This window comes from Arthrobacter sp. SLBN-53 (assembly GCF_006715585.1).
GTDB classification, from domain to species: domain Bacteria; phylum Actinomycetota; class Actinomycetes; order Mycobacteriales; family Mycobacteriaceae; genus Mycobacterium; species Mycobacterium neoaurum_A.
The window spans coordinates 3,994,436-4,007,167 of the sequence record NZ_VFNN01000001.1 but is presented as its reverse complement, the minus strand read 5'-3'; the positions used below and the strand labels follow the sequence as shown (position 1 = coordinate 4,007,167).

Annotated in this window: 10 protein-coding genes; 4 read left to right on the top strand and 6 right to left on the bottom strand. The window is 67.8% G+C overall.

Annotated elements, in window-relative coordinates; all coding sequences use genetic code 11:
* Positions 1-33 precede the first annotated feature (33 nt).
* Both FBY28_RS19255 and FBY28_RS19250 read left to right on the top strand, forming a co-directional pair.
* Entirely contained in the window at positions 34-1,452 is a 1,419-nt protein-coding gene (locus FBY28_RS19255; protein WP_141868946.1) for a histidine phosphatase family protein, read from the top strand.
* 81 nt (positions 1,453-1,533) lie between these two features.
* Complete coding sequence (locus FBY28_RS19250; RefSeq protein WP_216847820.1) at positions 1,534-2,370, top strand: IclR family transcriptional regulator; 837 nt, start codon at positions 1,534-1,536, stop codon at positions 2,368-2,370.
* Between the two features lie 10 nt (positions 2,371-2,380).
* On the opposite strand, the gene FBY28_RS19245 is transcribed toward FBY28_RS19250, so the two are convergent.
* Complete coding sequence (locus tag FBY28_RS19245) at positions 2,381-3,424, bottom strand: acyl-CoA dehydrogenase family protein (protein ID WP_216847819.1); 1,044 nt, start codon at positions 3,422-3,424, stop codon at positions 2,381-2,383.
* Between the two features lie 83 nt (positions 3,425-3,507).
* Between FBY28_RS19245 and FBY28_RS19240 the strand changes: the two genes are divergently transcribed.
* Positions 3,508-4,353 carry an acyl-CoA dehydrogenase family protein gene (locus tag FBY28_RS19240; RefSeq protein ID WP_141868945.1) on the top strand — a complete coding sequence of 282 codons (846 nt, stop codon included), beginning with the start codon at positions 3,508-3,510 and terminating at the stop codon, positions 4,351-4,353.
* A gap of 255 nt (positions 4,354-4,608) precedes the next feature.
* Here the strand turns inward: FBY28_RS19240 and groL are convergent, their stop codons facing one another.
* From groL to FBY28_RS19215, 5 genes are all read right to left on the bottom strand, one after another.
* Complete coding sequence (gene groL / locus FBY28_RS19235; RefSeq protein WP_141868944.1) at positions 4,609-6,231, bottom strand: chaperonin GroEL; 1,623 nt, start codon at positions 6,229-6,231, stop codon at positions 4,609-4,611.
* An 85-nt stretch (positions 6,232-6,316) separates the two neighbouring features.
* Positions 6,317-6,616 (bottom strand): co-chaperone GroES, encoded by a 300-nt coding sequence (gene groES, locus FBY28_RS19230; RefSeq protein ID WP_019510206.1) that lies wholly within the window; start codon positions 6,614-6,616, stop codon positions 6,317-6,319.
* 182 nt (positions 6,617-6,798) lie between these two features.
* Entirely contained in the window at positions 6,799-8,358 is a 1,560-nt protein-coding gene (locus tag FBY28_RS19225) for a diol dehydratase reactivase ATPase-like domain-containing protein (protein WP_141868943.1), read from the bottom strand.
* The gene (locus FBY28_RS19220; RefSeq protein ID WP_030134589.1) at positions 8,355-8,714 is read right to left on the bottom strand and encodes a diol dehydratase small subunit; all 360 of its coding nucleotides are present in this window, start codon (positions 8,712-8,714) and stop codon (positions 8,355-8,357) included. The genes FBY28_RS19225 and FBY28_RS19220 overlap by 4 nt, the downstream gene beginning before the upstream one ends.
* Positions 8,711-10,987 carry a propanediol/glycerol family dehydratase large subunit gene (locus tag FBY28_RS19215; protein WP_141868942.1) on the bottom strand — a complete coding sequence of 759 codons (2,277 nt, stop codon included), beginning with the start codon at positions 10,985-10,987 and terminating at the stop codon, positions 8,711-8,713. The genes FBY28_RS19220 and FBY28_RS19215 overlap by 4 nt, the downstream gene beginning before the upstream one ends.
* Before the next feature lie 246 nt (positions 10,988-11,233).
* Between FBY28_RS19215 and FBY28_RS19210 the strand changes: the two genes are divergently transcribed.
* Positions 11,234-12,667 (top strand): APC family permease, encoded by a 1,434-nt coding sequence (locus tag FBY28_RS19210; RefSeq protein WP_019510210.1) that lies wholly within the window; start codon positions 11,234-11,236, stop codon positions 12,665-12,667.
* The last annotated feature ends 65 nt before the right edge of the window (positions 12,668-12,732 follow it).

Sequence of the window (12,732 nt, the reverse complement as noted above, 5' to 3'; positions counted from 1 at the left end):
CTGTCCACGCCCCCCGGCAGGAAGAAGCACTCGATGTTGGCAGACCCACTCTCAGGCACCCGGCGGTGTCTGGCCCGATTCGGCAGGCTTTTCGGTATCGCGCTGATCTCGTCGGCGCTGCTGGTCGGTGCCGCCATACCCGCGGCGGCCGAACTGATGCGGGTGACATTCGTACGACACGCCCAATCGGCCGGGAATGCCTCCGGTCTGATCGACACGTCGACCCCCGGCCCGACGCTGACGCAGAACGGTGAGGATCAGGCACGGGCAGTCGTCGGGACGCTCGGCGTCAACAATTACGACGGCGTCTACGCCTCGACCATGCAGCGGACCCAACTGACCGCTACTCCGCTGTCGCAGTATCTACACCTGCCGATCCGGGTGTTGCCCGGTGTCCAGGAGATCGAGGCCGGCGCGTTCGAAGGGACACCGGAAAGCGAGGCCGCCAACGGGTACGGCCGCTTCCCGCTGGCCTGGGCCCTGCAGGGCAACCGCGATCTGCGCATCCCCGGTTCGATCAACGGCCATGAATTCGACGCCCGGATGGACGGTTCCCTGCAGCAGATCTATGACAACGGCGACCGCAACGCCGTGGTGTTCTCCCACGGCGGGGCCATCATGTTCTGGACGATGATGAACGTCTCCAATCTCTCGTTCGAGCAGAAGCTGGACCTATTGCGCTACTCGCCGCTGGGGAACACGAATTACGTTGTCATCGAGGGCAGCCCGGAAGAGGGTTGGAAGCTGGTGAACTGGAACGGCCAGAAGTTCGGACCCGACGCTTCTGTCGCCGACGAGGTGAGCCTGCAGTTCCGCACGTTGCAGCGCCAACTCAGTACGGCGGTGACCAAGGTCTTCACCTCTTTCGCCACCCTGAATCCGGCCAAGGTGCTGGCCGCCATCGCCGCGAGCTTCTCCGACACCGTGGTCTCGATCATCAAGTTCGCCGGCGCGGTGGGCAACAAGCTGACAGTCGAGTGGGCCAAGAACACCCAGCCGAACCCGCCCGCACAGTCCGCGTCGCCGGCTGTCACCGACGCCACCGAGCGGGTCGCGAGCCGGATCGTCACCGCCGACGAGTCGGCGGCAACCACGACAGACGACGACTCGGTCAGGGAGACCTCCCGCAGGGACGTGACCGGGGACGCCGACCTACCGCCGGCCGAGCCGCAGAGCCCCATCGCGATCGTCGACACCGAACCAGACACCGAAACCGTGATCGCTGACGAACCAGCACCGTCGATCACCGACGAGGTGGACACGGACATCCGGGAGACCGTCGGATTCGACGACGACACCGACACAGCGAAATCCGCCGAATCGGAGACACCCAAAGTGACCGCGCCCGCGGCCACCGGCGGTGAGACCGCCACCGGCACAGCGACACACGCCGACACATCGGCGACCGTCGGAGCCCGGTCGGATGTTGGTGGCAGCGACAGCTCGGACTGACACACCGGCCTGAGATTCCCTGCCGTCACCGCGGCAGGGAATTCTCGTGTCACCGGCCGATGCGGTGGTTAGGGTGAGGCAGTGCCCGACGCTGCGCCCGACGCTCCCGCCTCGATGGTGGCCAGGGTGGCGCTGATCGTGAACGCCTTCGACCGGGCGGGCGCCGTACTGCGACCCGATCAGGTGGCCGAACGCAGCGGTTTACCGCGGTCCTCCACCCATCGCATCCTGAACCAGTTGCACGAAGCCGGGCTTCTGCAACGCGGTCCCGCGGGCTATTCGCTGGCCGCCTCCGCGCTGCCCTCCTCCGGGGTCGTCGACCATGCGCAGTTGCGGGGCGTGGCCTCGCCGGTGTTGGAGCGACTGCACGCCGATACCGGCCTCGTCGTGCACCTCGGGGTGTTGGCCGGTGCCGATGTCGTCTACGTGGACAAGGTGACCGGTGCGGGCGGCACTGCGGTCCCGACCCGGGTTGCCGGACGCACACCGGCCCACGCCAGCGCCCTGGGCAAAGCCATGCTGGCGCGCCGGCCAGCCGAGGACATCGACAAGACACTGGCCGGCGCGTTGCGCAAGTGCACCGCCTGGACGATCGGCGACCTGCCCACGTTGCACCAGGAGCTCGCCCGGGTCCGGGCCCGACGCGGAATAGCCTACGACGAACAGGAATTGGCGGCCGGGTTGTCGAGCGTAGCTGCGCCGATCACACTCCCGGATGGTGAAGTCGCCGGGCTCTCGCTCACCGGTGCCGTACCCGCGCAACGCCTGGAGCGCGTCGCGCCGTTCCTGTCGCGCTCGGCCAACGGGATCACGTTGGGGCTCGGCGCATCGGCCACCGGACACGCGCAGGCCCAGACCGTCACCGATGACATGCTCTCCCGGGTGCTACGGACCCTGGCCTCCGACGCCTGGGTGTGAGACTCGCGGCTCACCAGATCAGATCGTCGACGTCGACACCGACGGTGTGCCGACCCACCACCGCCAGCACCTGCTCGACATTGCTGGCCACATGCATCCGGGCGGTCAGGACATCGCGCCAGATACGTTCCAGTGCTGGCTCATCGCCGGCACCAACTGCCGCCGCGACGGCCTTCACCGCACGGTCGGATGCCATGACCTGATCGCGTCTGGTACGCAACATGGATTCCGAATCCGGATACCCCCCGGAGCGAATGCACGCAAGCTGCTCGAGCACATTGCGCCTGATCTGCATCATCGACAGTTCGATATCGGCACGGTGACTTTCCGATGGCCGGAGGTCGAGAACACGTTGCGCGGCACCGAGTAACGGAATGGAGCCGGCCAGGGTGTACAGCGTCGGTTGAGGTAACCGCTGCAAAGCAGGCATCGCGTCGGTGTAGCTCAGACCGAGCCAGCTGAACGCCCGGTGCTCCGGCACGAATGCATCTGTGACGATCACGTCGTCGGCGCCGATTCCCCGCAAACCCAGACCATTCCAGGCCCTTTCGACCCGATAGTCGCTTGCGGGAACGAGCACGGCCATGAAATCCTGCGCCGCACCGTCGGCGCCGACAGTCACCGCGGCGACGCTCAGCCAGGAGGCGTGGCGGGCCCCTGTGCAACGGCCCCAGCTGCCGCTGAGCCGGAAACCTCCTGGCACGCGCTCCAGTCGTCCGTTCGGCGCGTACGACGAGCACAACAGCGACCGGGGATCCGCTCCCCAGATCTCCTGCAGCGCCCGCTCGTCACGTACCGAGAGTCCCCAGTTGTTGACCGCCAGCCAGCCGGCCAACCATCCCGTGGACGTACACGCCGACGCCAGTTCCAGCGTCGCGGTCAGATAGGTATCCGGCTCGGCGTCCAGGCCGCCGAAATCCGGCGGCTGCAACAGCGCGAAGTAACCGACATCATGCAGCCGTCCGATCACCTCGGCGTCGACCCTCCCGCATCGGTCGACTTCGGCAGCGGCCGCGGCGATCTCGGGTAGCAGACCACGGACCGAATCGAGCACGGACTGCGACGTTCTCTCCCTCGTGAGTACTGCGGCGTGTAACGATCGAGATATATCAGTCACCACGGCCGTTGGAGGTGGATATGCCGTATTCGGCTGAGGTCGCCGAATCGATGGCACACCGCCTGATGCAGCCAGCCCAGTACGGTGGCGGCGGACTCACACCTGGCGAGTTTCTCTGCACCGTCGCCGAACTCGGCACCGAGAACGCCTCGCGCGGGTGGGTGGCCGCCGCCTACGGTCTGGGTGCGCAGACGTTGCCACCCACCGAGTTCGACAGGGTGTGGTCGGGACGACTGGATGCGCGGGTCACCGTCGGGTTCGGCGGCTCGGCACTGGTAAACGGCTACCGGCTCAGTGGCCGGTGGCCATCGGTCGTCGGCGCCCTGGAGGCGGACTGGTTTCTGCTGGGCTTCGAGGCGGGCCGTGTGCTGTTACCCGCGACCGCGGTGCGCCTGCACGGCGGCGAGCATGACGGCGGCCTGCATGGGTCAGGACTTGCCGATGTGGATGTCACCGATGCCGATCTCACCGAGGCACAGGTGCATCCACACCGCACCGATGCGGATGGGGTGCTCGCTGCGGCGGCTGCTGCGGCGGCGGTCATCGGGAGCGCCCTGGGCGGCTGGCGTAGGCACGTCGCCGCGCTACGCGCCCGGTTGGCAATCTCGCACGGTGGCGAAGAGCTCACCGACCAGGCCGCGGCGCAAATCGCCCGCACGGCATCGGATCTGGATGCCTCACAGATCCAGATCACGACGGGCGGATTGGCGCATCACGCACCGTACGCCCAGGCGATAGCGCGGGCCCGCGCGGCGATGGACCAACTGCTGGCCAGCAGCAGGCATGCTCTGGACGTTTCGGATCCGGTCACCATTGCGTGGCGGGATGTGCACGCCGGATGCCGGCTCGCCGCGGGGTATCGCTGACGATTGACAGCGCCGCCCGTTTTACCGCTCAGCGAGCAGTCCCCCGCAAGCGGGAGGTGCCCCCAGCACAGCTGGCTCAAGTCCCGCCGACGTTGCCGTAGCCGATCCGCCTTTCGCGCGTTGACTCTGCGACCTGGGCGCCGACCACTCGCACAAACGCGCCGTGGACGCAGAGTCGACGGGGCCATCGCAGGCCCGACGCAAAACTGCCCCAAATCCGAAGATTTGGGGCAGTTTTGGACTGCTCGGGAGAACCTAGTGCGCGTGGCCGTGATGTCCGTGGCCGGCGTGATCCTCTTCCTCGGCCGGCTTCTCGACGACCGCGGTTTCGGTGGTCAGCACCATCCGGCCGACCGACGCCGCGTTGAGCACCGCGGAGCGGGTCACCTTGACCGGGTCGACGATGCCCTCGGCCATCAGGTCGCCGTAGGTCAGCGTCGCGGCGTTGAAGCCCTGCCCGAGGGGCAGTTCACTGACCTTGTTCACCACGACCGAACCGTCGAGCCCGGCGTTGGTGGCGATCCAGTACAACGGGGCCGAGAGCGCCTTGGCGAACACCTCGACACCGATCAGCTCATCGCCGGTCAGCGAGCCGCGCAGGCTGTCCAGCGCCGCACCGGCCTGGACCAGCGCGCTGCCACCACCGGTGACGATGCCCTCTTCGACGGCAGCCTTGGCCGCCGACACGGCGTCCTCGACGGCTTCCTTGCGCTTCTTCAGGTCGGTCTCGGTGGCCGCACCGACCTTGATGACCGCGACACCACCGGACAGCTTGGCGAGGCGCTCTTCGAGCTTCTCGCGGTCCCAGTCCGAATCGGTGGCCTCGATCTCGCTGCGCAGCTGGGCCTTGCGACCCTCGATCGCGTCCTGGGTGCCCGCACCGTCGACGATCACGGTGCTGTCCTTGGTCACCACGACGCGACGGGCCGAACCCAGCACGTCCAGGCCCGCCTCGCGCAGCGTCAGACCCACATCGGGGTTGACCACCTGCGCGGAGGTGACGACGGCCAGATCCTCCAGGAACGCCTTGCGGCGGTCACCGAAGAACGGCGCCTTCACGGCGACGGCCTTGAGGGTCTTGCGGATGGAGTTGACGACCAGCGTCGACAGCGCCTCCCCCTCGACGTCCTCGGCGATGATCAGCAGCGGCTTGCCGGCCTCGGCCACCTTCTCCAGCAGCGGCAGCAGGTCGGGCAGCGAGCTGATCTTGTCGCGGTGCAGCAGCACCAGCGCGTCCTCGAGCACCGCTTCCTGGGCGTCGAAGTCGTTGATGAAATAGGCCGAGATGAAGCCCTTGTCGAACCCGACACCCTCGGTGACCTCGAGCAGCGTCTCCAGGGTGGAGGACTCCTCGACGGTGACCACACCATCGGCACCGACGGTCGTCATGGCCTCGCCGACCAGGTCACCGACCAGCTCGTCGCGCGAGGACACCGTGGCGACCTGGGCGATCGCGGTCTTGTCGCTGACGGGCTTGGCCGCAGCCAGCAGGGCCTCGGACACCGCGTCGGCGGCCTTGCTGATCCCGGCGCCGAGGGCGATGGGGTTGGCACCGGCGGCGACGTTGCGCAGGCCGGCCTTGATGATGGCCTGGGCGAGCACGGTCGCGGTGGTGGTGCCGTCACCGGCGACGTCGTTGGTCTTGGTGGCCACCGACTTGACCAGCTGGGCACCCAGGTTCTCGAACGGGTCCTCCAGGTCGATCTCGCGGGCGATGGTGACACCGTCGTTGGTCACGACCGGTCCGCCGAACGCCTTGGCGAGCACCACGTGCCGGCCGCGCGGGCCGAGGGTGACGCGGACGGCATCGGCGAGCTTGTCCACGCCGGCCTCCAGGGCGCGGCGCGCAGTTTCGTTGAATTCAATCTGCTTGCTCATAAATGTCCTTTGATGTGCCGGGGGCAAAGCGGACCGCCCCGGACGTCACCCATCGACGGGGACTTCCGGGGCGGTACACAACTGCTTACTTGTTGACGACAGCCAGCACGTCACGCGCGGAGAGGATCAGGTACTCCTCGCCGCCGTACTTGATCTCGGTGCCGCCGTACTTGCTGTAGATGACGGTGTCACCCTCGGAAACGTCCAGGGGGATCCGCTTCTCGCCATCCTCATCCCAGCGGCCGGGGCCAACTGCGACGACGGTGCCTTCCTGCGGCTTTTCCTTGGCGGTGTCCGGGATGACCAGACCGGAAGCGGTCGTGGTCTCGGCCTCGTTGGCCTGAACGAGGATCTTGTCCTCGAGTGGCTTGATGTTGACTGCCACGATTGGAGCCCTCCACTAGGTATCGGAGACCGGAGAATGTTCCGGGTCCATGATTTTTAGGTGTTCGGCATGCGTCCGAGCCCTCGCACCGTCGTCGCGGGTGCCGGCGCCGGGTGTGGCCGCGTGCCACCTAGCACTCTATACACGCGAGTGCTAGCACTCAAGGGTGGGATGTGCAGGCGCTATCCCGTCCCGCCCGTCGCGAGGACGACGAGCCCGTACGCCACCGCGAATCGGTGCCCCAGCTCACCCGCGACGTTCCCGCGGCCCACCGAGACATCGTGGCCGAGCCGTTCGGCCAGCGCCCGGACCAGCTCGTCATCACCGGCCCCGCCGCCGACCAGCAGCACCGCCGTCACACCTGCCCCGACGTGCTGCACACCGCGTGTGACATTTCCCCCGATGACCAGCCGCTTGGCCGCCAACCGCCAGCTGCGCCACTCCGCGGCCGACATCGCCGAGGTGAATGGCAGCAACCCGCTGGGCGCCGCCGTCAACAGCCATCCGGTCGAGCGCCCGTCGATCGGGGTGTCCAGGAACCGGCGGCGTCCGTGCTCGTCCTCGACGAGCTGCATCGTCACCGCGGTCACCGCCTCGGCGCGCTTGGCGTACTCGGCCGCGCTGGTGGAGATGTCCAGCGCGGCGGCGGTCGCCGCGGTCAACAATTGCCCGGCCCCCGGCAGCACCACCCGGTCACCGGCGGCCGCCACGTCGACGGTGCCGCCGCCGACGTCGACGACCACCACATCGGCAGGCAGTCCCGGCGTGGTCAACGCACCCGCCCGCGCGGCGGCGGCCTCGGAGTCGATCCGGGTGACCGGCACCCCCAGCGCGGCGGCCAGAGCGTCGGCATCGGCAGGCGAGACGTCGCCGCCACCCATCGTCGCCATCACCAGGCTGTCGACGGCGACCGCGCCGCGGCGGACATTGGCCTTGGCGGCGATATCGGCCAGCGCCACGATGTGCACCAGCCCGTCGGGCAGCTCCGGCGCGGAGGAAGACTCGTCGGTATCGGCCTGGGCATCCAGCGTGACCACCGCGCACACGCTGTCGAAAAGCTGGTCGGCCACGGTGCGGGCATCGGCACGCTCGTCATCGCCGAGGTCGAAGACATCGGCCAGCCAGAACGGGTCGGTGAGTCGCTGCAGCGGGGACATGCCCTCCCGCACCTCGACCGCGACCAGGGTCGATGCGAGCACCCGTGCGACGTCGACATCATCGACCACCGGCACCGCGCTGTTCAGCCGGTTGGATATCAGTACGGCCTCATCGTTGGCGGTCAGCACCGCGGCGATATCGCAGCCCGCAGTCACCGCTTCATTCACCAGTGCGGCCACCTCGGCATAACCGAATTCTGCTGCGGCACAGGCAATGACAGATCCACCCTGATCCACCGAGGCCAGCCGGTCGACCGGGACCGGCACACCCACGCCCGCGGCGTCACCGGCGGTGGTGGCCGCCGACCGCAACACGATGGCCAGCCGGCCCGTGCGCCGGGCCTGCAGTCGAACCCGTTCCACGGTCGAATGCACCGGCGGTGTCGGCGCGAACGCGGCCCGCTCGACGGTCAGCCCGTGCTTGTCGGCCAGTCGCCGGACCAGTTGCGCCGCACCCTGAATCGCCCGCGGGGAACCCTTCCCGCCGCGGGTCGGCGTCCGCCCACTGGCCACCACGTCGCGATCACGACACAGCACCACCTCGGTGGTGGCGTTGCCGATGTCGACACCGGCCCACACCGTCATCGCAACAGGCCGCGCCGCCGATAGACGACGGCGGCCTCGCGCACCAGCGCGGCGCACGTCGGGGCATCCTGGGCGGCCAACCGGGCCGCCAGCTCCTCGAGTTCCTCGAACGACGACCGCCCCGGGCGCAGCGCCTCATAGGAGGCCAACATGTCCTCGGCGGTGAGCGCGGTCATCTCCGCGGCCCGACGCAGGTTGAGCCCGAGTTGCAGGGATCCGCTGCGTTCGGCGTTCTCGGCCTGGCGCAACAGGGTGTCCCGGCTGATCCGGATGTCGTCGAGGACCAGTTCACCGTTGCAGGCGGCCTCGACGGTGACATCGTCGATGCTGCGCCCGGAGTGCGAAAGTGCGGTCATCGGGTGAACTCCATGTCGATGTTGCGGCGACGTTCGCCGCCGTCGAGGGCCAGGCTCTCGGCCCGCTCGATGGCGACCATCGACACCACCTTGGTGTGGTAGCGCGCGGTGATGGCCTCGTCGGTGTAGGCGTTGCGCATCGGTGACGGTGTCGCGCCCTTGGCGTGCCTGCCCGCGTTGATCCCGATGATCCGGTACATCTCCGGTGAGATCAGCGGGGCCACGCTGAGCAGTTCCAGATTGGCCAGCGGCGGCAGATCGCGACGGTGGATCAGCGTGGTGCCCTTGGCCTGTAGCCCCACCCCGATACCCGATCCGGACAGACCGGCCGCCGACTTGCCGATCATCCCGAGGTCGATGCTGTCGGCGATGCGCACCACCCGCGGCACGCACTTCTCTTCCTCCAGCCCGGCCAGGATCTGGTCGAGGGCCTCATAGATCGTCATCCCGGACAGCGTGCAGAACAGCTTGGTGCCGAACGCCGGTGACACACCGACCACCACCTCGCGCGGATCGGTGCCGAAGTCCGCCGGTCCGAGGATCCGCAGGCGGTCGGGCTCGGCGAAGGTCGCCTGCTCACGCACCAGGTCGGTCACCGACCGGGCCTGGCGCACCGCGTCGATCTGCGCCTGGCGTTCCGGGGTCGGCCGGTAACCCGTGCCGGGGCCGCGGTAATCGTTCGGATCCTCCAGTGCGGAAAGCACATTCATCTGCTCGTCGAAGATCGCCGCGGTCTGCAGATAGTCACCGTTGACCCGGGCCTTTGCCATGCCGAGCACCCGGTCGGCCAACTCGGTGAATCCGGTCTCGGCGAGTGCGGTGACGATATCGAGCACCGTCAGACCCGACTGGTCGATCATCCGGGCGGCGCTGAGCACCTGCACCCCGTCGGTCTGCGGGAGGTTCTTCGAACCTGCCGCGGCGACAACGGCTTCGACGTGTTCATCGTCGAAGTCGGCAAGTCCCAGATACTCGAACACCGCCCGGGTGGCCTCGGCGGCCTGGCGGCGCATGGCCTCCAGCGTGGTCGGGTCGCACGACCGCAGGCCGCCGTCCACGCCCCAGTCGCGTTGCATCACCAGGTAGTCGTCGAGGTCGTCGGCGTTGAAGTTGGACGGGCCGAACATGTTGTCGTAGGACACGATCGAGCCGAACCCGGAAAAGATGAAATCCGATCCGGACAACAGCGTCGGCAGCGTGCGACTGGTCCGGCGCATGGTCGACTCGCTCATCAGCGAGTCGTTACCGCTGCACGATTCCAACCCGCGCAGCATGACCATCAGGTTCTCGGCGTGCAACTCCTTGACCCCGCCGGGCACCGAGGCGGTGATCGCCGCGCCGTCCACGCCGCCGTTCTGCACACCCTGCGCGCCGATCCCCTTGGCCAGCGCCACGCAGCGGGACTCCAGATAGTTCATCGACTTGCCCTCGGCCGCCCCCATCAGCACCTCCGAGCCGGCACCGCTGGACAACCTCATCTTGATACCGCGGGAGGCGTAGGACGACGTCAGGAACGCCTTGGACCACGGGGTGTCGTCACCATCGGTGAACACCTGCTCGGTGCCGTAGACCGAGACCGTCTCGGCGTACGAGACCAGTCCGCGCACACCGAGTTCCAGCTCGCGGGCCTCCTCGACCGAGCATTGGGTCAACGCACCGGGGGCGGGCACCTGCGAGCCGATGAGCAGCCCGACGGCCACCGCGGGCGCATCGTCGAGGACGGGAACGGTGGCCTCGAGCTCCCGGAAGCCGTACACCACCGCGGTCGCCGCGTCCGCGGCGATCAGCAGCGGATCATCGAGCCGATTGGTGACATGCGCCTGGTTGGCCGGGGTGCGCCGGGCCCGCATCTTCATCATGGCCATCTGGATCTCGACCGGATGCAGCCCGGCCACCACCCGGGCCATCTTGGCCGGCGTCAGCCCCGAGCACACCGTGAGTACGTCGGCGCGCGGCACGCTGGAATCGACGATGAGTCGCGCCAGTTCGACCTCCGACATCGCCATCGACACCGGCGCCTGGGCGTGATCGATGGCATAGCGCACGACGAACTCGTCGATGGCGTCGAAATCGGCGGCCGGGGTGGAGTCCATCTCCAGCACGGTGCCGTCGTCGGCGACAACCCAGGACGGTTCCGGGTCGTTGGGCGACAGATGCGAGATCATGCCCAGCGCGGGATCGGGTTCGGCAAAGCCGTCGAGGTTCACGCGCTGCTCATCGAGCAGACGGATGCGTCCGAGCCGGTGGTCCGGCTCCGGTTCGGGGCTGTTCACGATGACCTCTCTCGTCGCGGGGTGGATACAGCATCGGCCAGCGGTGCGGGACGGACAACGGGACGCGGAGAGCTTCCAACAACCTGTGTGAGAAGAACACACGACCGGCGCGGCCGCTGTGACTGGATTACAACAAGATGTTGGAAAGTGATGCAGACCTCTGGCAGACACCCCGTGCGGGTCGCACACTTTCCCCGGACTCGGAGCCGACGAATGCCTGCTCCGTGCGCAGAGGAGGTTCCTTACATGTCCGAAGTGCTCAATACGGGCGACAAACCCGGCGGCGCAACGCCACCGGACAGCCGCGGTCGGCTGCGCGGCAACCTGGGTGTGCCCGCCATCGTGCTCATGGTGGTGGCGGCGGCGGCCCCGTTGTCGACGGTGGGCGGCAACGTCCCGATCGCGATGGTGCTCGGTGACTCGACCGGCATCCCGGTGGCGTTTCTTGTCGCGGGTGTGATCTTTTTGCTGTTCGCCGCGAGCTTCGTGGCGATGTCGAAGTACGTCACCGATACCGGCGCGTTCTACGCCTACATCCAGAAGGGCCTCGGCAAGGCCGCCGGTACCGGAGCGGCGGTACTCGCGCTGCCCGCGTACATGGCGACCCTGCTGGCGGTGGCCGCCTACGACGGCGTCATCCTGGCCGGTCTGCTGGAGATCATCGGTGCACCGGCGGTGCCGTGGTGGGTGCTCACGGGCCTGGTGCTGCTGATCATCGCCTTCCTCGGCTACCGCGATATCGAACTCAGCGCCAAGGTGCTCGGCATCTTCCTGGTCTCCGAGGTCGCGATCCTGGTGGTGCTGGACTTCGTCATCGTCATCCAGGGCGGCGAGAAGGGCATCACCGGTGACTCGTTCACCCCGTCGGGCATCTCCGGCGCCTTCGGCATCGCGCTGCTCTACGCACTGTGGGGCTTCGTCGGTGTCGAGGCCACGGCCGTGTTCCGCGACGAAGCCCGCGACCCCGACCGCACGGTGCCGCGTGCCACCTACTGGGCCGTCGGCATCGTCGCCAGCTTCTACGCGTTCTCCAGCTGGGCATTGGTCGAGGGCAACGGTGGCAACGACGCCATCCAGGTGGCCAAGGACGACCCGGACAACTTCATGGTCAACACCGCCGAGAAGTACCTCGGCATGCTCGGCAAGGACTTGACCACACTGTTCTGGTTCGTCAGCGTGTTCGCCTGCGCGCTGGCCTTCCACAACATCTGCTCGCGGTACACCTTCGTGCTCGGCCGCGACAACGTGCTGCCCCGCAAGCTCGGTGAGGTGCACCCGAAGCTGGGGTCACCGGCCAATGCCTCGGTCCTGGTGACCGTGGTGTCCATGGTGATCATGGGCGTGTTCGTCCTGCTGGGCCTGGACCCGGTGCTGCAGATCTTCGGTCCGCTCGGCGGCCTGGGCATCTGGGGCCTGTCCATCCTCTGGCTGCTGACGACGATCTCGGTGGGCCTGTTCTTCAAGCGCCGCGGCGGTCCGGTGAACATCATCGTGCTGGCGGTCGTCGGGACGATCGCACTCGCCGCCGCGGTGGCTCTGATCGTGGCCAACCTGACCCTGGTGGTCGGCGGGTCGACGACACTGGCGATCATCTTCGGCATCGCACCGGTGGTGTTCCTCGGCATCGGCGCCGCGCTGAGCGGACGGGCACCCGACGACCTGTCGATTCCGAAGTCCTGATCGCAGGGAGTCCCCTCAGCGCGTCGCGGGTCGCTGATACCGTCGAAATCCGGCGGTATCAGCGG